The sequence below is a fragment of the Microbacterium sp. bgisy207 genome, from assembly GCF_057706855.1.
Window position 1 is genome coordinate 192,834 of record NZ_JBYIPB010000006.1, and the last position, 25,244, is coordinate 218,077.

General features: G+C 69.3%; 20 protein-coding genes. 13 read left to right on the top strand and 7 right to left on the bottom strand.

The features are described 5' to 3' along the window. Positions 1 to 13: 13 nt before the first annotated feature. Complete coding sequence (locus tag AC3ENO_RS07740) at positions 14 to 862, top strand: RDD family protein (protein WP_434970059.1); 849 nt, start codon at positions 14 to 16, stop codon at positions 860 to 862. Here the strand turns inward: AC3ENO_RS07740 and ahcY are convergent. Together ahcY and AC3ENO_RS07750 are read right to left on the bottom strand one after the other, a co-directional pair. Continuing rightward, a complete protein-coding gene (ahcY, locus tag AC3ENO_RS07745; protein WP_434970060.1) occupies positions 856 to 2,316 on the bottom strand; it encodes an adenosylhomocysteinase in 1,461 nt (486 codons plus the stop codon). The two genes, AC3ENO_RS07740 and ahcY, sit on opposite strands and share 7 nt — an antisense overlap. 60 nt (positions 2,317 to 2,376) lie before the next feature. Beyond that, a complete protein-coding gene (locus tag AC3ENO_RS07750; RefSeq protein WP_434970061.1) occupies positions 2,377 to 2,583 on the bottom strand; it encodes a DUF3499 family protein in 207 nt (68 codons plus the stop codon). A 211-nt stretch (positions 2,584 to 2,794) separates the two neighbouring features. Between AC3ENO_RS07750 and AC3ENO_RS07755 the strand changes: the two genes are divergently transcribed. After that, entirely contained in the window at positions 2,795 to 3,235 is a 441-nt protein-coding gene (locus tag AC3ENO_RS07755) for a metallopeptidase family protein (protein ID WP_434970062.1), read from the top strand. A gap of 6 nt (positions 3,236 to 3,241) precedes the next feature. Here AC3ENO_RS07755 and AC3ENO_RS07760 read toward each other — a convergent pair whose 3' ends face one another. The 4 genes from AC3ENO_RS07760 to manA form a co-directional block, all read right to left on the bottom strand. Then, entirely contained in the window at positions 3,242 to 4,618 is a 1,377-nt protein-coding gene (locus AC3ENO_RS07760) for a DUF5719 family protein (protein WP_434970063.1), read from the bottom strand. Then, positions 4,615 to 7,614: a glycosyltransferase gene (locus tag AC3ENO_RS07765; protein ID WP_434970064.1), complete on the bottom strand. Its 3,000-nt coding sequence runs from the start codon at positions 7,612 to 7,614 to the stop codon at positions 4,615 to 4,617. The genes AC3ENO_RS07760 and AC3ENO_RS07765 overlap by 4 nt, the downstream gene beginning before the upstream one ends. A 125-nt stretch (positions 7,615 to 7,739) precedes the next feature. After that, on the bottom strand, positions 7,740 to 8,063 hold the full coding sequence (locus tag AC3ENO_RS07770; RefSeq protein ID WP_195693231.1) for a WhiB family transcriptional regulator: 324 nt from the start codon (positions 8,061 to 8,063) through the stop codon (positions 7,740 to 7,742). Positions 8,064 to 8,213: 150 nt separating this feature from the next. Further along, complete coding sequence (manA, locus tag AC3ENO_RS07775; protein ID WP_434970065.1) at positions 8,214 to 9,371, bottom strand: mannose-6-phosphate isomerase, class I; 1,158 nt, start codon at positions 9,369 to 9,371, stop codon at positions 8,214 to 8,216. A gap of 85 nt (positions 9,372 to 9,456) precedes the next feature. Here manA and AC3ENO_RS07780 point away from each other — a divergent pair, with 85 nt between their 5' ends. The 4 genes from AC3ENO_RS07780 (at position 9,457) to AC3ENO_RS07795 (ending at position 15,253) form a co-directional block, all read left to right on the top strand. Then, positions 9,457 to 10,848: an O-antigen ligase family protein gene (locus AC3ENO_RS07780; RefSeq protein ID WP_434970066.1), complete on the top strand. Its 1,392-nt coding sequence runs from the start codon at positions 9,457 to 9,459 to the stop codon at positions 10,846 to 10,848. A 95-nt stretch (positions 10,849 to 10,943) separates the two neighbouring features. Next, complete coding sequence (locus AC3ENO_RS07785) at positions 10,944 to 12,353, top strand: O-antigen ligase family protein (RefSeq protein ID WP_434970067.1); 1,410 nt, start codon at positions 10,944 to 10,946, stop codon at positions 12,351 to 12,353. Positions 12,354 to 12,368: 15 nt separating this feature from the next. Then, complete coding sequence (locus tag AC3ENO_RS07790; protein WP_434970068.1) at positions 12,369 to 14,279, top strand: glycosyltransferase; 1,911 nt, start codon at positions 12,369 to 12,371, stop codon at positions 14,277 to 14,279. Continuing rightward, the gene (locus tag AC3ENO_RS07795) at positions 14,276 to 15,253 is read left to right on the top strand and encodes a glycosyltransferase (protein WP_434970069.1); all 978 of its coding nucleotides are present in this window, start codon (positions 14,276 to 14,278) and stop codon (positions 15,251 to 15,253) included. The genes AC3ENO_RS07790 and AC3ENO_RS07795 overlap by 4 nt, the downstream gene beginning before the upstream one ends. Positions 15,254 to 15,263: 10 nt before the next feature. Here the strand turns inward: AC3ENO_RS07795 and glf are convergent, their stop codons facing one another. Then, on the bottom strand, positions 15,264 to 16,400 hold the full coding sequence (gene glf, locus AC3ENO_RS07800) for a UDP-galactopyranose mutase (protein ID WP_434970070.1): 1,137 nt from the start codon (positions 16,398 to 16,400) through the stop codon (positions 15,264 to 15,266). A 162-nt stretch (positions 16,401 to 16,562) separates the two neighbouring features. Between glf and AC3ENO_RS07805 the strand changes: the two genes are divergently transcribed. Genes AC3ENO_RS07805 through AC3ENO_RS07835 form a run of 7 tightly spaced genes read left to right on the top strand, consistent with a single transcriptional unit; the run spans position 16,563 to position 25,234 of the window. Further along, the gene (locus AC3ENO_RS07805; RefSeq protein WP_434970071.1) at positions 16,563 to 18,476 is read left to right on the top strand and encodes a DUF6541 family protein; all 1,914 of its coding nucleotides are present in this window, start codon (positions 16,563 to 16,565) and stop codon (positions 18,474 to 18,476) included. 2 nt (positions 18,477 to 18,478) lie between these two features. Beyond that, positions 18,479 to 19,669 carry a glycosyltransferase family 4 protein gene (locus AC3ENO_RS07810; protein ID WP_434970072.1) on the top strand — a complete coding sequence of 397 codons (1,191 nt, stop codon included), beginning with the start codon at positions 18,479 to 18,481 and terminating at the stop codon, positions 19,667 to 19,669. Beyond that, the gene (locus tag AC3ENO_RS07815; protein ID WP_434970073.1) at positions 19,666 to 20,871 is read left to right on the top strand and encodes a glycosyltransferase family 2 protein; all 1,206 of its coding nucleotides are present in this window, start codon (positions 19,666 to 19,668) and stop codon (positions 20,869 to 20,871) included. Before AC3ENO_RS07810 ends, AC3ENO_RS07815 begins: the two co-directional genes overlap by 4 nt. 5 nt (positions 20,872 to 20,876) lie before the next feature. After that, entirely contained in the window at positions 20,877 to 22,004 is a 1,128-nt protein-coding gene (locus AC3ENO_RS07820) for a glycosyltransferase family 4 protein (protein ID WP_434970074.1), read from the top strand. Next, positions 22,001 to 23,227 carry a lipopolysaccharide biosynthesis protein gene (locus tag AC3ENO_RS07825; protein WP_434970075.1) on the top strand — a complete coding sequence of 409 codons (1,227 nt, stop codon included), beginning with the start codon at positions 22,001 to 22,003 and terminating at the stop codon, positions 23,225 to 23,227. The genes AC3ENO_RS07820 and AC3ENO_RS07825 overlap by 4 nt, the downstream gene beginning before the upstream one ends. Positions 23,228 to 23,264: 37 nt before the next feature. Next, positions 23,265 to 24,350, top strand: a complete 1,086-nt coding sequence (locus AC3ENO_RS07830) for a glycosyltransferase family 4 protein (protein WP_434970076.1) — start codon at positions 23,265 to 23,267, stop codon at positions 24,348 to 24,350. Next, a complete protein-coding gene (locus AC3ENO_RS07835; RefSeq protein WP_434970077.1) occupies positions 24,347 to 25,234 on the top strand; it encodes a glycosyltransferase family 2 protein in 888 nt (295 codons plus the stop codon). Before AC3ENO_RS07830 ends, AC3ENO_RS07835 begins: the two co-directional genes overlap by 4 nt. Positions 25,235 to 25,244 lie beyond the last annotated feature (10 nt).

Below are 25,244 nucleotides of genomic sequence, written 5' to 3' on the forward strand. Positions count from 1 at the left end.
CTTTACTGTACCCATGGCCGCCGACCACCCGATGACGGTGCAGATCCGTCAGGACGAAGTGCTCACCGGCGAGGCCGTGGCGCTGGACATCCAGCCGCTGAGCTTTTTCCAGCGAGCTCTCGGATGCCTGATCGATGTGGTCGCGTCCGTCGTGCTGCTGCTCGTCCTGGTGGTCGTGTCGAGCTGGCTGCTCGGCGGCGCACTCCTGGATGCTGCGGCAGCACCGATCCTCGGGATCACCACGGCGGTGGTCGTGTTGGTCCTGCTCCCGGCGCTCGTCGAGACCCTCACCGGCGGTTCGAGCCTCGGCCGGTGGGCGGTGGGCGGACGCATCGTGCGGGTCGACGGCGGTGCGGCGGGCTTTCGCCACGCGTTCATCCGTGCCTTCATCGGAGTGCTCGAGATCTGGCTGACCTTCGGGGCCGTCGCCGCGATCGTGGGGGCGTTCACGCCGCGGACGCAACGCCTGGGCGATCTGGTCGCGGGGACCTACTGCGAACGTTCCCGCGCACCGACATTGCAGCCGCGCCCGGTCGAGCTGCCCGACGCGTTGAGCGGCTGGGCCACGGTCGCCGATGTCGGTCGGATGCCTGACCGGCTTGCCCGCCGCGTAACCCAGTTCGTGCACCAGGCGCCCTTCCTCGACCCCGGCGCCCGCGCGCGCGTCGCAGCCGCGCTCGCGGCGGACGTCACCCCGCACGTCTCGCCCATTCCCGCCGTGGACCCCGAGACGATGCTGCGCGCAGTAATGGCGCTCCGGCGCGCGCGGGAGAGTCGCGCCCTGGCGCTACAGAACGAGCGACTCGCGGCGCTCACCTCCGGCGACGCCGATACCGCAACGATCCGGACGGCGCGTCAGTAGCGATAGTGCTCGAGCTTGTACGGGCCCTCGACCGGGACGCCGATGTAGGCGGCTTGATCGGGTGAGAGCTCGGTGAGCTGCACGCCGAGGGCGGCCAGATGCAGCCGGGCGACCTTCTCGTCGAGCAGCTTCGGGAGCGTCGAGACGCCGAGCGGATAGCTCTCGCCGCGCGTCCACAGTTCGATCTGGGCGAGCACCTGATTCGTGAACGACGCACTCATGACGAACGACGGGTGCCCTGTCGCGTTGCCGAGGTTCATGAGCCGGCCTTCGCTGAGCACCAGCACGCTTCGGCCGGTCGGAAGGCGCCATTCGTGCACCTGCGGCTTGATCTCGATCCGTTCCGCGCCGGCGAGACTCTCCAGCCCCGCCATGTCGATCTCGTTGTCGAAGTGTCCGACGTTCGCGACGATCGCGAGGTGCTTCATCGCGAGCAGGTGGTCCACGGTCACGACATTGCGGTTGCCGGTCCCGGTGATGAGGATGTCGACCTGGCCGATCACGTCCTCGAGCCGGGCGACCTGGTAGCCGTCCATCGCTGCCTGCAGCGCGCAGATCGGGTCGATCTCGCTGACGATGACGCGGGCGCCCTGGCCCCGCAGTGCTTCGGCCGCACCCTTGCCGACATCCCCGTATCCGGCGACGAACGCGACCTTGCCGCCGATCAGAACGTCGGTGGCGCGGTCGAGTCCATCCGGGAGGGAATGGCGGATGCCGTACTTGTTGTCGAACTTGGACTTCGTGACGGAGTCGTTCACGTTGATCGCCGGGAACAGCAGCTCACCGTCGCGGGCGAGCTCGTAGAGTCGGTGCACCCCCGTCGTCGTCTCCTCCGTCACCCCGACAAGCCCGCGGCTCATTCGCGTGAAGCGCTCGGGGTCGCGAGCGAGGGATCGCCGGAGCACGTCGAGCACGACGCGGTACTCCGCTGAGTCGCCGGGGTCAGCATCCGGCACTACCCCGGTCTTCTCGAAGGCGACACCCTTGTGCACCAGGAGGGTGGCGTCACCACCGTCGTCGAGGATGAGGTTCGGACCGTCGAATCCCTCGGCGGACCAGTCGAAGATCCGGTCTGTGCAGTCCCAGTACTCCGCGAGCGTCTCACCCTTCCAGGCGAAGACGGGCACGCCGTGGGGCTGGTCGACCGTTCCCCCCGGCCCCACCACGACCGCGGCGGCAGCTTCGTCCTGGGTCGAGAAGATGTTGCAGCTGGCCCAGCGCACCTGCGCCCCCAGCGCCACGAGCGTCTCAATGAGCACGGCGGTCTGCACCGTCATGTGCAGCGATCCGGCGATGCGCGCCCCACGGAGCGGCTGCTGTGCCGCGAACTCCTCCCGAAGCGCCATGAGTCCGGGCATCTCGTTCTCGGCGAGCCGGATCTGGTGGCGCCCGGCCTCGGCGAGGGAGAGGTCGGCGACGGCGTACTCGAGCGCGGCGATCGTGGGGGTCGACATGACCGCCATTCTCCCACGCCGGGGCGGGCCGGGCCCGCCGCGCGTCAGCTCACCGCTCCGTCAGGCCCGAAGCGTCTCGTGACGCACGATGACCCACCCGCGCGGCATCGCCACACGCTCGGTGTGGATACTGCAGAGGTCATGGGCGTGGGCTGCCGCCTCGGGACCGAGGGGCCCGAGAACCGCCATCTGATCCCCGTAATCGTAGGTGAGCGTGGCGACGGCCTCCCGCGCGCACGCGATCTTGGAGCACAACCGTTCACGCATCACCGCCACGGTACCCGCAGTGCTTCTCTCGTCCGTCCCGCCACGCGGGCGATCGCCGCACCGCCGTCGCCTCCGCCTCCCCGCGTGTCTCGCCCCCGGTCCCACCCCGGCGCGCTCGCGCTCTGCTGTCACGGATCCTGGAAGGGACCACCCCAGAGCGTGGGCGTGTGACCGTGGGACCGGCACGAGTCGGCGGAACTAGGATGGGCGCATGGCCTGGCGACGCTCCCGCACCGCGTCGGTGAGTCCGCGCAGACCGGCCCGTCACGGTCGTCACGGGCGCGTCGGTCGCAGTCCCGTTGTGCGACCGCCGCTTCCGCCGCTGGACACCCGGATCGACCGGTTCGATCTGACGGTGGGCACTGCGGCGGAGTTCCTGCGTTCGGCCTGGGAGGAACTGCGGGAGGTCAGTTTCGAGATCGGGGACATGCCCCCCGCCGCGGATGCCGACGGTATTCCCCGGTGGGCGGTCCTGGCCGACCAGAAACGCATCATCCTCTACCGCGTGCCGCTCGAGCGGCTCTCTCACCTGCACCGCAACGACGACCTGCACCGCCGGATGATGATCGAGGGCGCGGTCTTCCGCGCCGCCGCGCAGTACCTCGGAAAGGACCCGTGGGACCTGGGGCCGGACCGGTTCCGCTACTTCTGATCGCTCTCAGGGGTGGACGATGATCGGTTCCTGACCGGCACTGGTCGGTGATACCGGGAAGGCGGCAAGCGCCCCCGCGCCGGCGTAGCCGACCGAGGCCAGCACCGGCCCACCCGTCAGCTCATACGTCGTTGCCGCGCGCAGCGGCACCTGCGTGCTCGATCCGGCCGCGATGGCGATCGTCACCGGCTCCGTCCCGGGTTCGCGGAGGTCGACGGCGATATCGTCCGTGCCGGGGTTGGCGATCGTGAGGACCGGCGCCGGGCCGGTCGGCACGGCGATCACGGCGTCGGTGTCGATGACGGGTGACGGTTGATACCAGGCGAAATCGGATGCCGCGCCGAAGCCGGTCGTCTGCCACACTGCCGCCGCGACGGGCTCGCCGGCGTCGACATCCACGATGTAGGAGCCCACCGGCACGCTGGGCATCTCGATCGCGGCCGGGATCCCCGCCGCCAGCTGCACCGTCACGGGGTCGATCACCGGCGTTGCGCCGCCGACGGCACGCACCGAGATGGTCGCCTCTGTCGCCGACTGCGGCGAGAGCACCCGCACGATGGTGCCCGACAGTCCCGAACCCGTGCTCAGCGCCCCCTCCGTGACGGTGACCCCCGGGATCGTCTGACGTCCCGCCAGCTCACCGAGTGCGCCGGCCTGGTCCACCCCGCCCGGCTCGAGGACGCGGGTGATGCTCGACTGCAGCGACGCGGCGACCGGGGCTCCCGCGGCCTGGACATGGATGACCGGGCTCTGCTCTCCCAGAGCGATCCCGGCCACCGGGACGATGCGCTGCGCTCCGGGTCGCACGACGATGTCTGCGCCACCGGGAGGCACATCGGCCCCGGAAGCCCCGTAGACGGTGAGCGTGACGGTCGCCGCGACCTCCCCGGGGTTCGAGAGCACGACGAGGTCGGCAGCGCCCGTCGTGCCCGCGCCGGCGACGAGCCAGGAGTCGAGGAGCGGGACGCGGCACGCCGACGCGCTGAACCCCGAGAGGTCGGGATCGCCGACGGTCGCGGAACCGGCTGCGGCGAACGGCGCGGACCCCGCCGAGGATCGCAAGACCAGGGGCGCCGCCCCCGCGGCATCCGACTCCAGCTCGGTCCGCCCGAGCGCACCCTCCCCCGCGGTCACGACGGCTTGGGAGGCCGCGACCGTGATCGCGTCGACCGCGGTGGAGTCTCGCGCCGTCGCGAGGATCTCACCGGTACACACGAGCGTCTGGCCCGCCGACGGGGGCGCGATGGCAACGGATGCCGGTTCCGGCGCGACAGCCGGCAGATCCAGCACCGGCAGCGCCACCACCGCGACGATCGCACCGGCCCCCGCAAGCGCGCCGAAGAGGGGCCGAGCCCAGTCCGAGAGCGATGGCGTGCGGGTCATGCCGCTCCCTCCCCGCTCGGCTCAGTGGGCAAGGCCTGCGCGTCCTGGGTGCCGTCGTCGAACCGCCGGCGTGCGCGCCCGGCATCCGACTCGCGTTCGGCGCGCGTCAGGCCCACGATGCGCGGATGCTGTCGCGCGCGTACGCGGCTGCGCCCGGTCGGGGCCGCAAGCAGCAGGGCGATGAGGATCACGCCCAGTTGCACCGCCTCGACGGCGATTCCCGCAAGCGGCGTCGACCCGCCGGGCCGCGCGGCGATCTCGGATGAGACGCGCCACAGGTCACCGCGGTCGGTCGCGCCGACCGGGTCGAGCTCGTCCCGCTGATCGAGCGCCGTCGAAGACTCGAGACGGAGCAGTGTGGCCGGCGGCGCGTCGGCGCCCGGGGCCAGGAGAACGAACGCGATCCCCTGTTCACCCAGCGCGGCGACCGCATCCGGAGAGGTCGAGCTCACCAGGGCCGCTGCGGTCGCCGCGAGCTGCGACGAGGCGTCGTCCACACTCGTTCGGGTTTCGAGCACGGTGCTGTGGGAGCCGAGGGTCTCACTGCCTCCCCACACGACCCGCGCCGCCAGGGTTCCGTCAGGCTCCGGGGTGAGCACGATCGTGCCGGTCGCGGTTCCGCCGCCGCTGTCGGCTTCGACGTAGGCCGGGAGGGTGCTGGTCGGACCGTTGGTCAGCGCGGATGCACCGCGGGCCTGCGCGCTGAGCGCCGGAACAGCCAACACGACGAGGGCCGCCATGCACACGACGGCGGCGGATGCCGACACCGCGCCCGCCCGGCGTCGATAGCGCGCCATTTCTCCGCGGCCGACCTGATCGAGCGTCAGAACTGCCGCGCCCACGAGGCCCCACCAGGCCAGGCTGAGCCCCGCGCCAGACCACAGGGGGAGCGCGTCAGCTCCGTCGAAGCGCACCGCCACGTGGGTTGCGGCGACCGCGGTCGCGCTCCCGAGCACGACCAGGCCGAGGTGCGCCAAGCCCACCGGCCACCGCGGGGTCGCCGCTGCCGCTGCCGCCAGGAGGGCGAGAGGCAGGAGCAGGAGCGCCACGGCCCAGAGCGGAAGCGGAGGCAGGAACTCCGCCCAGCCCGCAGCCCCGGGGGCGGGGAAGCCGAGAGCGATCCACCATCGTGCACTCGCGTCTGTGGCGGGCACGAGGCCGCTGATCGGTGCACCGGGATCGGCGAGGAGCCCCCACGCATTGCCGACGTGAAGCTGAGCCCACGCCACGGGCGCGAAGACGGCGATGGTGGGAACGGGAATCCACAGCATCCGGGCAACCGCCGCCCCCGACCGGCGCGCGACAGCGACGACGATCGCGACGAGCAGGACGACCGCGAGGGCGGGCGCGAGGGACGGAGCGGCGGCGATGACCGCGGCCGCCAGCAGCGATGTGGCGGCAGCGGGAACCCACGAACGGTGGGCGACCGCGCCCGCGAACACGAGCCACGGCAGCAGAAGGTGGGCGATCACGCCGGTCGGGACGCCCTCGGTCAGGGCGACCAGGAAGGTGGGCGCCAGCGCCCACGACAGACCCGACAGGATCCGCAGCACGGGCCGATCTGTGATCCGAGTCGCCGCGAACCACCCGCCGAGGGCGGCCAACGGCAACGCCGCGAGCCAGAGCACCACGAGCGCCCGGCTCGGCGCGAACGGCCAGAGCGATCCGATCACGGCGACGACTGCCGAGAACGGATCGGCGGGGCCGGTCACGTTCCATCCCATCGGCCGCAGTCCGTACGCGGCGTCGGCCCAGAGCCCGGCCACGGTGTCGCGTAGCGGCTGGAGCGCACCTCCGCCGAGCGCCGGCCAGGCCAGCAGCGCAGGGAAGGCAGCGATCGAGACAGCGGCCATCGCGAGAACGAGCCACGCCCCGCCGCCACCGAAGAAGTGAAGCTCTCCCCGGGGAAGGGAGTCGGGTGACGGCTCTTCCGGCTCCGCAGCGCGCTCACGCGCCAGAGCGGTGGACACGCGAAGCGGCGCGATCCTCGACCACGGCACGGTCCGGTGGCGCCGCAGGCGGCGTCGCCCTCGCGCAATCGCGCCCAGGCGCACCATGGCCAGGATCGTCGCGCCCCACTCCCCCGCGATCCTGCCCGGGTCCTTCATGACCAGCTGCGCGACGGTGCGCCCTAATGCCAGGAACGGCAGCGAGAGCCAGACCGGAAGGACCAGCAGGGGATGCGCGGTGGTCAGGCGCCGATGCAACTGCGCCGCTCGGCGGCGGGCGATGATCATGCGGCGCCGGCGGGGACTGTCGGCGAACGGCAACCCTGCGACCCCATCACCCGAGACGGCGACCCGCGTCGCGGGCACGAGCGCGACGCGCCCTCCCATCAGACGCGCCGCCACCGCGAGATCGAGGCCCTCGTCGGCGTCCCGGAGCGCTGGGTCGATGCCGCGCAGCGCGCGGAACACGGGGCCGCGCACCAGCACGGCACGGATGTCGGAACCGAGGACGTCCGTGATGCCATCGCGCTGCCCCTGGTCGAGGTCTCCGGCCGCGAGTTCGACCGATGCGCCGGTGCGGGTCATGCTGACCCCGAGCGACACGATGCGGTCCGGCCGGTCATCGCGCACGAGCTTGGGTGCGACGACTGCGAGCGTGGGCGAGAGCTCCAACTGACCCGCCAGGCGCTCGAGCGCCTCCGGGTCGGGGGCGGTGTCCTGGGCGAGCAGCCACAGCAGGTCGGCATCCGTTGCCGCACCGCCGTGTCCGTCCGGCGCGAGCGCGGCACGCGCGACGGCTGCTGCGAACCGCACGCGTCGTCCCAGCCGGATGACCCGGATGCCGCGTCCGTCGGCCGTGGGGTCGGGCAGGCTTCCGGGTTCGAGCGCGTCCTCGACCGCGGGGTCGGTGCCGCAGACGACGAGGGTCACAGCATCCGGTCGACGCGAACCTCCCGCCAGGGAGGCCATGGTGCGGCGCAGGTGGTACGCCGCAGAGGTGCGACCGTCGGGACGCACGACGACGATCGCGTGAACTGTGCCGGGCATGACGCCGTCAGCCTATGGTCGTGTCCGCCGACGAAACCGGCTTGGCTGCGGCGTTTCCGGCTCGGGCGTTTCGGGCGGCGACTCCGCCCCAGACACCGTGTCGGCCGAGGCGCGTGGTGAGGCGATCAGCTGGCCCGGCGCTTCAGCTTGCGGCGCTCACGTTCGCTGAGGCCGCCCCAGATGCCGAACCGCTCGTCGTTCTGGAGCGCGTACTCGAGGCACTCGCCGCGCACGTCGCATGAGCCGCAGATCCGCTTCGCGTCCCGCGTGGAGCCGCCCTTCTCAGGGAAGAACGCCTCGGGGTCGGTTTGCGCGCACAGCGCGTCGGTCTGCCAGGCGAGCGCGTTCTCGTCTTCGGGATCGATGCGACGCACGCCAGGCACACCGAGGTGCACCGGGTCGACGAACCAGTTGTCCGGAACACCCGAGCGGTACTGCGAGGCGGTCATGTCGTTCTCCCCACCTAAAGAACTCCCCCACGCGGTCAGCGTGTTGCAGTAATTACACCGGTGTAGTTCGCCGCGGTCAAGTCGCAGATCGTAAACCCTCAATCGCCGCCTTAACCTTCTTGGCGGATTTCCCGGCGTGTCGCGAGCGCCCTAGCGGCCAGGTTCGGCGAGGAACACCTCTCCGGTTCCCGAAAGGGACACCGATCCCTCATCCGGGGTGATGAGCACGGCCGACCCCGGACGCAGGGTGCACGTGCTTCCCGTGCCGGCGGCGGTGAGCTCGACAGTCCCGGATGTGGCGAGCGCGATCGCCACCCCGCTCACGGCGCTGCGCGGGGTCGACTCCGGGCCGGCCGTCAGCTGCGTCAAGACGAAGTCGGGCACCTGACCCGAGAAGACCCGCACCGCACCGGGCGCCGGGTCGAGCACCGGCGCGGGACCCGGCCTCGGGTCGAGGATCGCGGCCAATTCCGTGACGTCGATGTGCTTGGGCGTCAGTCCGCCCCGCAGCACGTTGTCGCTGGCGGCCATGATCTCCACGCCGAGCCCTTCGATGTACGCGTGCAGGACGCCCGCCGGCACGAACACACCCTGTCCGCGGCGCAGGGTCACGAGGTTCAGGAGCATCGCGACGACGATCCCGGGGTCGCCCGGGTAGTGCCCCTCGAGGTGACGCACGAGCGCGAGTTCGTCCGCGAACTCGGCGGATGCCGCATCCGTCGCCGCCGCGATGATCGCGCCCACCGCCGGCTCGGCGACCGGGGACAGGATCCAGGCGATCGCCGCCGCGAGCGCCTGCGCGTCGTCGGCGTGCGCGTCGAGGATCTCGCGCAGGGGCAGAGTCGCCGGGCCGACGATATCGAGGAGTCGCCGTGTCTCCTCGAGCCGGCGCAGGCCCGCGAGGGCGAGGAACCTCTCGCTCAGCGCGACGATGATCTCGGGCTTGTGGTTGTCATCACGGTACGTGCGCGTCGCGCCATGGCGCGGGATCCCCGCGGCCTCCTCACGGGCGAAGCCCTCCTCGGCCTGAGACTTGGACGGGTGCGCCTGGATCGACAGCGGCGAACCGGCCGCGAGGATTTTCAGCAGGTAGGGAAGCTGAGCGGGCGTGCCCTCGGGAGCCTCGCCGGAGGCGAGCCACTCGCCGAGCGTCCGCCCATCAGGCACGCGCGCGGGATGCCCCGCGTGATCTCCGAACCAGACCTCCGCTTCGGGGGCGCCGCTCGGGGCGCGCCCCTCGAGCTCGGCGATCAGCGTCATGGACCCCCACGCGTAGTCGCGGGGCGTGTTCGTGAGCGGCACCAGCACACGCCCAGCGTACCGACGCGAGAGCGCTCGTCCGCACCGCGGGAAGCCGCGCGGGCGGTGCGCCGAGCGCTACCCTGAGAGCACCATGGCCCGATTCAGCCGCCACCCCGCCTCGGCGCCGCCGGTCGCCCCAGAGCGGGAGCGCACCGGACACCTGCTCCTGCGCGGATGGATGGTGTTCAGCCTGTTCTTCGCGTTCACGGCGCCGGGCTGGGTGCTGGGCTTCGGCATCCCGATAACCGCGATCGTCGGCGCCGTCATCGTCACGACATCCGCCGTCGTCGTGGGGATCATCCGTCCACCGTTCCAGTGGCGGAGACTGCCGTGGATCGCGGGCGCGTTCATCCTGTGGGCGGGGCTGTCGATCGCGTGGTCGCAGTGGGCGCAGACGTCCGCGCTGACCTGGCTCCTGCTGCTTGCGACGACGTTCCAGGGCATCGCCATCGCGAGCGTGCTCACGTGGCGCGAAATCGTCCGGGCGATCGGGAGCGCGCTGGGGTGGGTCATCGGGCTGTCACTGGTCGCCGAGATCCTCGTCGCCTGGATCGTCGGCGGACCCCTGTATGCCGGATTCCAGACGGATGCCGACGCCGGCGCACCCGAGTGGATCAGCGGCGGGATCTTCGCCGGCGCCCGGATCGACGGTGTGATCGGCAACCCGAACCTCCTCGGCATGATCGCCCTCCTGGCCGTGGTGGTCTTCGCGATCGAGTTCGCCGCGCGCGAGTCTCGCCGCAGCATGCTCGGGGTCTGGATCGGCCTGTCGGTTCTCACGCTCGTGCTCGCGGCATCCGTCACCGCCTGGATCGCCGCAGCGGGTGTGGCGCTGGTCCTCGCCACCGTGCTGCTGATGCGCACCGCCCGCCGGCCCGGCGAGCGGACGCGCTATTACGTCGGGTACGCCGTCATCGGAGCGGCCGGCGCGCTCGCGATCTGGATCTGGCGGGTACCGCTGTTCACCGCGGTGGACCGGACCGCAGACCTCCTCGACCGTGAGGCGATCTGGAGCGCCGTGCTCGACCGGGCGGGCGACCATCTCGGCGTCGGCGGCGGCTTCGCGACCCCGTGGCTGCCGTGGGATCCGGCGTTCCGGGACTGGATCGTGCTCGGCGGCAGGCAGATCACGCAGGCGCACAGCGTGTGGGTGGACGTGCTGTTCCAACTCGGGATCGTCGGCGTCATCCTGCTCGCGTTCACCTACCTTGCCTTCGTCTGGCGGTCGTGGTTCTTCGCCGTCGACCGGCCCCGCTGGGATCTGCGGGCCGATCGTCCGTACTCGGCGCTCACGCTCCTGCCGACGCTCACCGGGGCCATCCTGCTGGTCCAGGGCCTTGCCGAGACGGCGCCGCTCATGGGCTGGGGATGGATGCTGCTCATCCTGCTCGGGTCGAAGATCAAGCAGTCCCCGCACATCGGTGAGGGGCCCGCCGAGCAGCGCCTCGCGATCGAACGCGGCGAACTCCTGCGCGCCGGCTGAGAGCGAAACCCGGCCTGCGCGTGGGCGCGGATTCGGTGCGGAGGCTCGGGAGTCTGTGACCGATCTGTGATCTCGGGCGGCTAGCGTGGCCAGCGATGACGACCTTCGGCGCCTCCACGGCCACGCTCCCCGTCGTCGCCCCCTCGACCACGATTCCCCTCCGCTGGATCACGCAGACCTGGGCCGGCGTGGTGTTCTTCATCGCCTTCACGGCGCCCGGGTGGGCGGCGGCATTCGGGGCGCCCGCGGCTGCAGGCACGGGCGTCGTCGCGGCCCTGGGAACTGCCGCGCTCGCCCTCCGCACGATCCGCTCCCCCCAGTGGCGGTCGCTGCCCTGGAGCGCACTCGCGTTCGCGGGGTGGGCCGGCGCAAGTCTCGCCTGGTCTCGATGGCCCGAGACGACAGTGCTCACCTGGACCCTGCTCGCGGCGACGGCGCTGGTCGCGATCGGCATGGCCGCGATGCTCAGCTGGCGCCAGCTCGTGTCCGCACTCGCGTGGGCGCTGGCGGCGGTCATGGCCCTCTCGCTCGCCTTCGAGGCGTGGGCGGCCGCGATCGTCGGCGGCCCCGTGGGGATCGAGTTCGCGCCGGTGGATGCCGGCACCGATCGCAGCGACATCTGGACGAGCGCGCAACTGTTCAGCGGCGGGCGTCTGGACGGAATCGTCGGCAATGCCAACCTGCTCGCGATGCTCGCTCTCTTGGCCGTCGTGGTCCTCAGCATCCGGCTGGCCATCGAGCCCCGGCGGCGGGCGCTCGCCGCGGCAGCACTCGCCCTGTCGGCCTACCTGCTGGTGCGCACCGAGTCGGCGACGGCCTTCGTCGCCACGGTCGCCCTCGCCGTGGCCCTCGTCATCCTGCTGGCCGCTCGCCTGGCGCGCACGACGCGGGGCCGGGTCCGCGTGTATCTCGCAGCGGCCGTCGTCGGCGCCGTCGCAGCGGGCGTCGCATGGCGGATGCGGCACACCCTCCTCGGCTTCCTGGGACGAGACGGCGATCTCACCGATCGCACCGAGATCTGGGATCTCGTGGTCTCGCGCGGTGCCGCGCAGCCGGTCGTCGGCAACGGGTTCGCGACCCCCTGGATCCCGTGGGACCCCGCGTTCTCGGACTGGATCGTCATGCCCCGCGGCCTGCACATCATCCAGGCGCACAGCGTCTGGGTCGACGTCTGGTTCCAGCTCGGCGCCGTGGGGGTCGTGCTCCTTGCCGGCATGTACGCGCTGTTCGTCTGGCGCACCTGGGTCTTCGCGGTACGCCAGCACCGGTGGGAGCGGCGCGACGACCGAGTCACCGCGACGGTGTCACTCCTTCCTGTCGCGGTCGGCGTGATCGTGGTCATCCAGGGACTCACCGAGTCCAGCCCGCTTCTGCTGTGGGGCTGGATGCTGACCGTGCTGTTCCTGGCCAAGCTGCAGCCTCGCTACGCAGCGCGCCACTCGGATACTGCGAAGGGAGGGAAGGTAGGCTACGGTCTCGGCCTCGATCAGCCACCTCTCGTCTGACCGGAGACTTCCTTCGTGATCCACGTCCTCCAGAACGCCGTGTTCCCCCTCGAGCGCGACCCCGACCTGCTTCCGCTGTACGCCGACCCCGAGATCTGGTCGGTCATCGACGAGCAGCCCGTGCGCGTGTCAAGCCGAGCCCACCTCGGCAACATCCTCGACCGCCGGCGAGCGCGCATCGTCGCCGGACGACGCGTGTCACTCGGCACCTACTTCAACGCGTTCCCCGCGTCCTACTGGCAACACTGGACGGTCGTGCGACAGATCCGGCTGACGGTGCGCACGAGCGGCCCTGCGACGGTCCTGGTCTACCGTTCCAACGGCAACGGCGTGCGTCAGCGACTGGACACCCGCGAGGTCTCGGGCAATGCCGAGACCCATTTCGATTTCGCGCTTGATCGCTACAGCGACGGCGGCTGGATCTGGTTCGACATCGTGGCCGACGAGAGCACCGCGGTGTTCGAGGGTGCCGAGTGGACCACCGAAGAAGAACCCGTCCGAAACGGCAAGGCAAGCCTCGGCATCACGACTTTCAACAAGCCTGACTACTGCGTGCAGACGCTCGCGAGCCTCGCTGACAGCCCCGACGTTCTCGAACTCGTCGACCGGATCTTCGTCATCGACCAGGGCACCGAGCTCGTCGCCGACCGCCCCGAGTATCCTGAGCTGAGCGAACGCCTCGGCGAGACGCTGCAGATCATCCGGCAGCCGAATCTGGGTGGTTCGGGGGGTTTCTCCCGCGCCATGCTCGAAACCCTCGACCGCCCCGACAGCGACTTCGTGCAGTTGCTGGATGACGACGTCCTGATCGAGCCGGAATCCCTACGTCGCTCCATCGTCTTCGGGCAGTACGCGGCCCGGCCCACAATCGTCGGCGCGCACATGTTCGATCTGCTCGATCGCCCCAAACTGCACGCCTGGGCCGAGGTCGTGGATGAGGTGCCGTTCATGTGGCGCACGCTCTACCAGGAGGAGTTTCCGCACGACTTCAGCGCGAGCAACCTGCGGCAGACGAAGATTCTGCACCAGCGGCTGGATTCAGATTACAACGGCTGGTGGATGTGCCTCATCCCGATGGAAACGGTCCGCGAGGTCGGCCTCGCTGTGCCTGCCTTCATCAAGTGGGACGACGCCGAGTACTGCCTCCGGGCGGGCGAAGCGGGGTTCCCGACCGTTTCCGTACCGGGCATCGCCCTGTGGCACGTCTCGTGGGTCGGCAAGGACGACTCCCTCGACTGGCAGGCCTATTTCCATGCCCGCAACCGGATTGTGGCTGCGCTGATTCACTCGGAGGTGCCGGAGGGCGGAACGCTGCTACGGCACAGCCGGCGGATGGACCTTAAGCATCTGATGATGATGCAGTACTACCCGACCGCTCTGCGGCACCGCGCGCTGCGCGACATTCTCAGCGGCCCTGAGCATATGTGGCACACCCTCGCGACGGCGATGCCCGAGGCTCGGGCGCTGGCCTCGAAGTTCCCCGAAACAGTCGTACACACAGCCGACAGCACTCGTCTGCGTGCGCGCAGAGGTCGGGTTGTCTTCAAGCAGACTAAGCGGCACGAGTTCGACAGCCCGACGGGTCTTGCGCTGCGCTGGTTCACCCTTCGGACCCTCATGTCCCACTGGCTGCGCCAGCCGAATCCGGCGAACGTTGTGCAGCCGGAAGTGGAGTTCGGCAAGCTTGACGCCCACTGGTGGCGGGTCCCGGCGTACGACAGCGCGCTCGTAAGCTCCGCGGATGGGCGCGGGAAAGCGATCTATACCCGCGACCGCTCACAATTCCGCCGGATGTTGCGCGATTCGGTCGCCCTGCACCGGCAGCTCCGTAGACGCTGGCCAAAGCTGGCCGAGCAGTATCGTCGCGCCCTTCCCCAGCTCACGTCGCCCGACGCGTGGCGGGCGGTCTTCGAGGCGGAGCGATGACCGCGACAGCTGAAGGGTTCGATCCCGCGACGGCAACCATCGTCGCGGTCACGTTCAATCGCTCCGGGTTGCTGACGCGCCTCCTGACCAGCATCAGCGAGATGGAACCGAAGCCGGGGCACGTCGTCGTCATCGACAATGCCTCCTCGGATGACACCACCGAGGTCGTGGAGTCCTTCCGCGACCTCCTCGGTACGGAACTGGTCTACCGCCGCCTCGAGACCAACACGGGCGGCTCCGGAGGATTCAGCGCCGGAATGCAGACGGCGTATGAGCTCGGATCCGAGTGGATCTGGCTCATGGACGACGACGTCGAGGTGATTCCCGACGGGCTCGCGAAGATGGGCCGCTGGTCGGGGCGCTTCCGCTCCATCCAGGGTCGCCGCTACGACTTCGACGGCAGCGAGTTCTACTGGCAGTACCGCATCGCGGCCCGGATGGGCATCCCGATCCCCTTCGCCCCGGCGGAGTTCGACGACTCGGGCTTCAAGGAGATGAACTCCGGGTGCTTCGAGGGGATGTTCATCCATCGCGACATCGTCGCCCGCATCGGCCTGCCCGATCCGCGGTTCTTCATCTACTGGGACGACCAGGTCTACGGATGGCTGGCATCTCGAATCACGACATCCGTCATCGTGAACGAATTCGTGCTGCGGCGCAGCCGCGAGATCAAGCAGTGGGATATGGGTGTGCGCCACATGAACGCCTCGAGCGACGCCTACCGGTACTACATCATGCGCAACCGCGCGCTGATCAAGCAGTACTACCGGTCGGTGGGCTTCTACCGCCCCCTTCCGTTCGCCGTCGGCACGGCGCTCACCTTCGCCAAGGAGATCATCCGGCTGGTCGTCGTCGAGCGCACCATGCGTGGCACCAGCCATCTCTTCCGCGGACTGCGGGACGGCCGTGCCATCGCCCGGGACCGAGAGTGGATGCCGATGCCCGCGCTGGTGGAGGAACCGACGCCGCGCTGACCCCTGCCGCTCAGGCGAGGGTGTTGTTCCACATCGTCAGGGCGGAGCCGATGGCCATGTGCATGTCCAGGTACTGGTACGTGCCCAGTCGCCCGCCGAAGTGGACGTCTTTCTCCCCCTTCTGCAGGTCGCGGTAGGCCAGCAGACCCGCGCGGTCCTCGGAGGTGTTGACGGGGTAGTAGGGCTCGTCGTCGCGAGCCGCGAAGCGGGAGAACTCCCGCATGATGACCGTTCGATCGGTCGGGTAACGGTCAGCCCGCTCGGGGTGGAAGTGCTTGAACTCATGGATGCGGGTGTACGGGACGTCCGCGTCGGCATAGTTCATGACCGGCGTGCCCTGGAAATCCTGGACGTCGAGGACCTCTTCCTCGAAGTCCAGCGTGCGCCACGACAGCTGCCCCGCGGCATAGTCGAAGTACCGGTCGATCGGGCCGGTATAGACGACCGGGACCTGCCCGACAGTGGCAGCCTTGTGTAACGGCTGCGACGCGTCGAAGAAGTCGGTGTCGAGCTTCACGGTGATGTTCGGGTGATCGGCCATCCGCTCCAGCCATGCGGTGTACCCGTCGACGGGCAGACCCTCCCAGGTGTCGTTGAAGTACCGGTTGTCGTAGGTGTACCTCACCGGCAGACGACTGATGACCTCGGCAGGCAGTTCAGTCGGATCGGTCTGCCACTGCTTGGCCGTGTAGTCCCGGATGAACGCCTCGTACAGCGGGCGGCCGATGAGACCGATCGCACGCTCCTCGAGATTCCGAGCGGTCCTGGGATCGAACTCCCCCGCCTGTTCAGTGATCAGGGCCCGCGCCTGCGCTGGGGAGTAGGCAGCGTGGAAGAACTGGTTGATCGTGCCGAGGTTGATCGGCAGCGGGTACACGACACCGCCGTGGTTCGTGTAGACCCGGTGCACATAGGGCGTGAAGGCCGTGAATCGGTTGACGTACTCCCAGACGGTCGCGTTCGAGGTGTGGAACAGGTGCGCCCCGTACCGGTGCACCTCGATACCTGTCGAAGACTCCGCCTCACTGAACGCGTTCCCGCCAATGTGGGAACGGCGATCGATGACAGTCACCTTGCGGCCGGCGGCTGCCGCCCGCTCCGCGATGGTGAGCCCGAAGAACCCCGAGCCGACGACGAGAAGGTCCATAGTGGATCAGGCTTTCGATCTGGGAGCCACCCGACAGCGGCTCGGCGCGAAGTCAACCACGGCAGTTTACCCGCGCCCCGGCGCCGCCAGCGCACTCGCAGGGTTCAAACGGACGCATCGACTACCATGATGCGTTGACCGAGTGAAGGGGCGATCACGCACATGATCGAGAGCTGGTCGGCTGCGATCGCGCCGTTCACGGTGGCGGCCCTCGCCCTGGTCCTTCCCGGCGCCGTGATCGTCGTTGCGGGCTGGGGTGTTCGCCGACTCTCTCTCTGGTTCTTCGCCCCGGCCCTGTCGCTTGCCGTCCTGGCGGTGGCTGCCGTCCTCGCCGGAGCCGTCGGGCTGCGCTGGGGTCCGCTCCCCATCGTGATCGTCACGGTTCTCATCGCTGCCATCGCCGCATCGATCCGGCTGCTCTGGGTGAGAGATGCACCGACCGCCCCGCCCTTGCGAGTGACGCTGACCACGGCTGCCGCGTTCATCGCGGCGATCGCGGCCATCAGCATCCAGCTCATGACCGTCTTCGGCCGCCCCGAGAACATCTCACAGACCTTCGACGCGATCGTGCACCTGAATACCATCCGCTACGCGATGGACAGTGCGAATGCATCGGCCTTCCACATCGGTGCTACCAGCGACATCGCCTTCTACCCCAATGCGTGGCACGCACTGGTCTCGCTGTCGGGCCTCATGTCAGGCTCCAGCGTGCCGGTCGCGGTGAACGCGGCGAACATCGCGATCGGCGCCGTGGCCTGGCCCGCCTCCGTGATCGCGCTCTCGCTCACGACCCTCGGTAACCGGATGGCCGTCGGTATCGCTGCTGCGGCCCTGTCGACCGGGTTTGGCGCATTCCCGATCCTGCTCTTCGACTTCGGCGTGCTCTATCCCAATGCGACAGCGTATGCCGTGCTTCCCGCAGGGCTGGCTGCCGTGTGGATGTTGCTGCGAGCCGCCGACTGGGGCGATGCCATCCGGACCACGGCTCTTCTCCTGCTGCTGATCGTCGGGATCGGACTGGCCCACCCCAACGCGTTTCTCGCGCTGTATGCGATGGGCGCGGCGGTCGTGCTCATGTTCCTGCTCATACGGGCAATCGAGGGCGCATCACGCCGCGTGTGGCTCACGAACTCCGCGATCGCCCTACTCATTCTGCTCGTGGGCGCGGGCCTGTGGCGCTTCTCTCGCACCGGTTGGGACATGTCCCGCTGGGGACCGTGGCAGTCGACGGCGCAAGCCTTCGGCGAGGCAATACTCATCAGCCCTCGCTCCTACCCCGTAACGCTCCTGACGGCCGCCCTGCTGATCGCCGGTCTCATCGCGATCGCCCGACGTCCGCGACAGGGGCTTTTCGCACTGCCGTTCGCGGTCGCCTCGTTCATGTTCATCCTCGTCTCTGGCACGCCGGTGGAGTTCCTGATGCGCGAGATGGTGACCAACCCCTGGTACAACGACTCCTTCCGACTGGCAGCGTTGCTTCCGGTCGCGGGGATCCCCGTCGCCGTGTTCGGCGTTGTCTTCGTCGCCGACGAGTCTGCGCGGAAGCTCCGGGCCGGCACCCCGCTGCGGGCGGGGGCAACCGCCGCGGCGGCCGTGGTGCTGTTCAGCGTCGCTGTAGGTCCGAACGTGTCGGGTGCCATCGCGCAGGCTCAGGTCGCCTACCGTCTCGATCCGTCGGCCGCCCTGCTCACCTCGGACGAAGCGGCGTTGCTGGAGCGCCTCGACGAAGAGACGCCCGCCGACGCCCTCATCGCCGGGAGCCCGTGGACGGGAACTTCCCTGGCTTACGCGCTGGCAGGGCGAGATGTCGTCGAGCTTCACGTATTCGGATCCCGCAACGCCGACGAGATCTACCTCGACGAACACCTGCGAGACATCGACCAGGATCCACGAGTGTGCAATGCGGTGCGAGCGCTCGGGGTATCCCATGTGCTGGACTTCGGTACACAGGACGTCTTCAACCGGGACGACGCAGCCGCCGACCGTGCAGGGATCCAGAACCTGGCCCCGGGCGAGCACCTCGAACTGGTCGACTCGCAGGGTGACGCGCGGCTGTTCCGGGTCGTGGGCTGTTGAGAATGCCCCGTCGCGACATCGCAATCGTCTTCGACTGCCTGTACCCGCTCACCAAGGGCGGCGGCGAGCGCCAGTACGACGCCTTCGCCCGGGACCTCGTCGCGCGCGGCGAGAACGTCGAGTACCTCACGGCGCGGCAGTGGGACGGAGCGGCGCCGGAGGTCCCGTACCGCGTCGAGGCGATCACCGACCGCCTGCGTCTGTACGACGACGCGGGTGTGCGCCGCAGCGCCGCTGCGCTGCGATTCGCTGTGGGCGTGTTCGGGGCACTCCGGCGTCGACGGCACAGCGCCCGGGCAGTCATCGTCAGCGGCCTGCCCGTGCTCAACGTCTTCGCGGCGCGCCTGGCCCTCCTGGGCTCGCGGACCCCCCTGATTGTGGACTACCTCGAGGTCTGGGGGCGGTCGCAGTGGACCGAGTACACGGGTCGGGTGATGGGCACCGTCGCGTGGCTGCTGCAACGGCTCGCGATCGCGGCGACCCCGATCGCGACGTGCCACTCTCGGCTGAGTGCCGAGCGCCTCCGTGGCGAGGGATTCCGCGGCACCCTGCTCGTGAGCCCCGGACTCATCGACGGCGCCGCAGCCACCACGCCGCCGAGGCCGGCAGCAGAGCCCCCGTTCGTGCTGTACGCGGGACGCCATATCGCCGACAAGCGCGTCGAGTCCCTCCCCGCGGCTGTCGCGGCCGCACGGACGGACGTCCCCGGCCTCGAACTCGTGATGCTCGGCCAGGGTGCGACGACCGAGCAGATCCGGTCAGAGGTCGCCCGTGTCGACGGCGGCGCGTGGACACGGATGCCCGGCTTCGTCGCCCAGGAGGAACTGGACGAGCTCATGTCCGGTGCCACATGTCTGGCGAACCCTTCCCGACGCGAGGGCTACGGCCTGGTCGTCGTCGAGGCGGCCGCCCACGGCACGCCCGTGGTGCTCGTCACGGGCGAAGGCAACGCGGCGACCGAGCTGGTGGATGAGGGCGTGAACGGCTTCGTGGCCGCATCCGTCGCTGCCGAAGATCTGGCCGCGGCGATCGTGGCGTGCGTGCGCGCCGGCGATCGGCTGCGAGACTCGACCTATCAGTGGTACCAGGACGCGGTGCAGACCCGCACGATCGCTCGGACGATGGATGCCATCGTCCGAGCGATCGACGGTCTCGCCGACCCGGTCCCCCCGAACGAAGGACACCGATCGTGACCGCGACGAACGACGCAGCCGAGCTCGAGCTGACGATCCTCATGCCGTGCCTCAACGAGGCCGAGACGCTCGAGGTCTGCATCCGCAAGGCACAGGGATTCCTGGAGCGCTCCGGCATCGCCGGCGAGGTACTCATCTCTGACAACGGCAGCACCGACGGTTCTCAACAGATCGCGCAGCGCCTCGGTGCGCGCGTCTCCCACGCCCCGCGGCGCGGTTACGGTGCTGCCCTGATCAACGGCATCGAAAACGCACACGGCCGCTACATCATCATGGGGGACGCCGACGACAGCTACGACTTCGAGAACCTGCAGCCGTTCGTCGACCGGCTCCGCGACGGCGCCGACCTCGTGATGGGCAACCGGTTCAGAGGCGGTATCGCCCCCGGAGCCATGCCGCCGCTGCACAAGTACCTGGGCAACCCCGTGCTCTCGGGGATCGGGCAGCTGTTCTTCCGCCCGAACATCGGGGACTTCCACTGCGGGCTGCGCGGGTTCAACCGCGACCGCATCCGTGACCTCGACCTGCAGACGACCGGCATGGAGTTCGCCTCGGAGATGGTGGTCAAATCGACCCTCGCCCGCCCCAAGTACCGCATCGAGGAGGTGCCGACGACCCTCAAGAAAGACGGCCGGTCCCGCCCGCCGCATCTGCGGAGCTGGCACGACGGATGGCGGCACCTACGGTTCCTGCTGATCTTCGCCCCCCGCTGGCTGTTCGTCTATCCGGGGCTGGTGGCGTTTTTCCTCGGCGCGATCGCCGTCGGCATCCTATCGTTCGGGGGTGTGCAGATCGGCGGCATCGGCTTCGACGTCACCACGATGGTCTACGCCAGCGCGCTGTGCGTCATCGGATACCAGTCCCTACTGTTCTTCTGGCTCACGAAGCTGTACGCGACACAAGAGGCCTTCCTGCCGACAAGCCCGCAATACCGCAGCATCGTGTCCAGTTGGACCGCAGAGCGGGGTCTCTTGATCGGGCTCGCGCTGTTCGTCGTAGGGGTCGGGATCGGAGTGGCCCAGGTGATCCGATGGGGCAGTCTTGACTTCGGCCCCCAAGACGCCGCCGAGGTCGTACGCATCGCGATTCCGAGCGCGCTGGGAATGATGTTGGGCTTCCAGACGATCATGATGAGCTTCTTCTCGGGCGTACTGACGACTCCGCGACGCGAGCAACGTCCGGACGCCGTGATCGAGAGCTGAGCGGCGTGCGAATCGTCGTCGATCTACTCGGCTTCACCGGTTCACGAGGCGGCACCGAGACATACGTGCGAGAACTCGTCCCCCGCCTGGCAGCCGCGCTTCCCGACATCGAGTTCATCGCCCTGACGGGCCGAGCGGGCCGGGGCGGCGTCTCGAGCTTCTTTCCGGGCCCGGTGAACACAGTCGAGCATGTCGGCCCAAGCCCTCGTAGTTGGGCACTCGGAGCCATGACCGTCACGGACCGCATGGCCAGGAGGCTCGGCGCAGATCTCGTTTGGGCTCCCGCGAACTTCGGACCGATCGTGCGCGGCGTCCCGCGCGTGGTCACAGTGCATGATGCGATCTACGACGACGTCCCCGGCGGCGGCATTGTCGAACGGGCGCAGCGAACAGTCACATCCTGGCTGATGAGAAGGTCCGCCCGAACGGCGGACCTCGTGGTCACCGTCTCGCAGGCGGCAGGTTCCAGCATCGCGGCGCAGCTGGGCGTGCCCGCGGAACGCATCCGTGTCGTCCACAATGGCAGCGCACCTCCACACCCGGTCAGCGACCCCTGGCCGCATCTCCGCCCACTCGGGATTGAGCCTGGCCGGCGCGTCCTGCTCAGCGCCGGCAACCGGCTCCCTCACAAGAACTTTGACGGCCTGCTCGCGGCTCTGACGTCCCTGCCCGCTCGCGAGAGGCCTCTGACTGTGATTCCGGGCGGAGGGGAAGAGGATCCTCTCGCTTCCCTCGTGGCCCGATGTGAGCTTGGAGAGGATGTCGTCCTTCCCGGCTGGGTGAGTGCAGAGCAACTAGAGGCGCTCTACTCCGTCGCCACCCTCTATGTCTGCCCATCCCTGGCTGAAGGGTTCGGCCTGCCCGTGCTCGACGCTCTGCGCCGGGGGGTGCGTGTGGTCGCCAACGACATCCCCGTACTGCGAGAGGTCGGCGCGGAGTGCGTAACCTACGCCGACGCGAGCAACCCCACGGCCTTCGCCGCGGCGATCGCGGATTCTCTGCGCTCCCCCATCGATCCGGGCGAGCTTGAAGCAGCGACGTCCTGGGCCGAGACGTTCACGTGGGAGCGCAGCGCCGAACGCACCGCCGAAGTCCTCCGTGAGGCGCTCGGGATCGCGAGCGGTCGCTCATGACACCCCCGCCACTCAGCAGGCGCCTGGTCGGCTTCCTCCTCATACCGGCGTTTGCCGCCGCCTCTCCGCTGATCGTCCTACCTTTCGTCTCTCGCAACGCCGGCCCCGCTGGCTGGGCCAGCGCGATCGCGGGTGAGTCGGTGGGAACTCTTGCCGCGATCGCGATCGGCTACGGGTGGGCATCCATTGGGCCTGCCATAGTCTCGGTCGCAGGCGAGGACATGCGACGGGCGCGGATCTACCGCGACTCGATCGTGATCCGCGTCCTCTTGGCCGTTGTCGTGCTGCCATTGCTCGCCATCGTGTGCTGGTTCGTCGCCTCACCCGGCTTCGAGTGGCTGAGCGTGCTCATGGGCACGCAAGGAGCTCTCATCGCCCTGTCGTTCACGTGGTATTGCGCAGGCGTCGGAGACCCACGCACGATCATCGTCTTCGACGCGGCACCGCGCCTGATCGCGACCGTCGCTGCCGCGGGAGCGATCGCTGCTACCGGTATCGTCGAGCTCTACCCCATGGCGGGCATCCTGGTGACCCTCGGTGGCACGGCCGTGTTCACGTGGCGTCTGCTCCGGCGCAATCCCGGGCCGTGGCCGACGGCGCGCGAGATCCCGGGGCTGATGCGCAAGGGCGCACCGGTCGCACTCAACGACGCCGCGCTCAGCGGGTATTCGAGCCTGCCTGCTCCTCTCGTGAACGTGACTTCCCCGCCGATCGCTGCCGCCGGCTTCGCGTCGGCGGAGAAGATGCTCAAGCTCGGACAGTTCCTCCCGATGACGCTCGCGAACGCTTTCCAGAGCTGGGTTGCCGAGACCGACGGCGCTGGCCGCCGGAGACGGATTCTGCTGGCCCTGGCGGTCCTCATCGCGGGCGGGCTGGCCGGGTGGGGGGGCCTGGCGGTTCTCGGGCCCTGGGCCAGCACGGTGCTCTTCGGCGAGGAGGTCTCGTCGAGCATCGGGATCCTGTTCACGATGGGTCTGGTGTTCGCCTTCTTCTCGTTCCGAACCGGGCTGACGCGTCTCGTCCTCTTCCCCGCGGGGCTGGCGACGCCAGTCATGCGCGCGACCCTCATCGCCACCGCGCTCGGCGCTCCGCTGATGATCGGGCTGGGACTCGCATGGGGGCCGATCGGCGCTGCAATCGGCTACGCCGCGACGGAGGGCGCGGCCGCCGCCCTCCTGGTCCCTCGCAGTCTGCACGTCCTACGCGCGCTCGCGAACGCATGAACCACGGAGCGCGATGGCTCGAAGCTAGGCTAATGCGGTGACCATCGCGATCAACGGGCGCTTTCTGCTGAACTCCTTCGGAGGCGTCCGGCGCTTTGCCACCGAGCTGACTGTGCGGCTCGCACGAGAACGGGACGACGTCGTGCTGCTGCTGCCCGCCGGCGGCGCCGACCTCAAGATCCCCGGTCTGCCGTACGAGGTCGTGGGGCGATTCGGGGGTCCGGTCTGGGAGCAGTTCGAACTCCCCTCCTGGCTGCGCAGACATGGGCGCCCCGTGCTGTTGAACTTCGCGAACATTGCACCCGTCTTCTACCGCAAGCAGATCACCGTCCTGCACGACATCGCTCCCGCCCTCCGCCCGGGGGACTTCTCTTTGCTCTTTCGCATCCAGTGGCAGCTGTCGACCCGTCTCGGAGCGATCCGCCCAGGCCGCGGCGTCGTCACGGTGAGCGAACAATCTCGGGACGAGATCTGCACCTACTTCCGGCTCCCTCAAGACCGTGTCGACGTCATCTACAATGGCGCCGACAGCTTCGCGGTCCCCGAAGGCGCTGACGTCGCGGACGAGACACCCGTCGCACTTGTGTTCGGCCGGCACGGCGCAGCCAAGAACGTCCGACGTGTCATGGATGCCGCAGCCGCTCTGCCCCACGGATCTCCGCTGCGCGTCCGTGTGGTCGGACAACTCGATCCGGCCCTCGAACCGTACGCGCGCGACGTCGGTGTGCCCGCGAAACGCCTAGCCTGGGTCGGCCCCGTCAGCGACGAGGAGCTGGCGAGGGAGTACCTTCGGGCACGCGTGTTCATCTGGCCCTCTCTGCACGAGGGGTTCGGCATCCCGCCATTGGAAGCCCAGGCTCTGGGAACACCTGTGATCGCATCCGACATTCCCATCAACAGGGAGATTCTCGGCGACTCCGCCCGCTACTTCGCGCCACACGATGCCGGAGCCCTCGCAGATCTGCTCCGCGCCGTCACCGACGACGACACGCTGCACACCGAGTTGGTCGCGGCGGGGCGAAGCAATGCCGCTCGGTTCACGTGGGCAGAGACCACGCGCCAGTGGAACACGATGCTCTCGCGCTGCGGCGCGGGATGCCGCGGAGGAGAGAAGCACAGATGAAGCCATCGTTCGGCCTGGTGGTGACGACCCTCGGACGTCTGGACGCGCTGCGGGCTCTGCTCGCCTCGCTCGACGGCCAGCTGGCGCCCGACGATCACATCGTCCTCGTCGCTCAGGGCAACCAGGACGCCGTCGCCGCGCTCGCCGCCGAGTTCGCCGCCGCCGGGCTGCCGGTGACGGCAACTACCTCGGGTCGCGGCGCGTCTCGAGGTCGCAACACGGGGGTCGCTGCCCTTCCGCCAGGTGAACGCATCCTGACCTTCCCGAACGACAACACGCTCTACCCCGAGGGAACGCTCGCCCGCCTGCGGGAGGCGGTCGCGGATGAGAGCTTCGTGGTGGGCGGATTCACGTCGTGGGATGAGCGCGGGCCCAAGACCACCCTGCCCGCACCGGGCACCCGGCTCGACATCTTCAACCTGTGGAGCGTCATCGAGATGGGCATCCTCATGAAGAGGTCGCTCTTCGATGACGTCGGCGGCTTCGACGAGAGCATCGGTCCGGGTGCCGATACGCCGTGGCAGGTCGCCGAGGGAACAGACCTGCTGCTGCGGGTCATGCAGACCCACCCTGCCGTCGTCGACTCCTTCGTGTGGGTCGATCGCGCTGTCCACGTGGACGGTATCTCGACAGCGTTCGGCCTTACGGACACCGAACGCCGCCGCAAGCTGCGCGCATACGGCCGCGGAACAGGCCGGGCAATGAGCGTCCACCGCTACCCGCTGTGGTGGCGCGCCGCATTCGTCGGAGCCGGGCTGCTCTACGGCATCCGCAATCCGAAGCCGGTGCGGGTCAGCGACGGCTGGCCGATGTTCGTCGGCCGACTCGAAGGCGTGCTCGGTCACACCTTCGGGCAGCGGACCATGGTCTCGACTACCCGCTGAGCGCCTGATC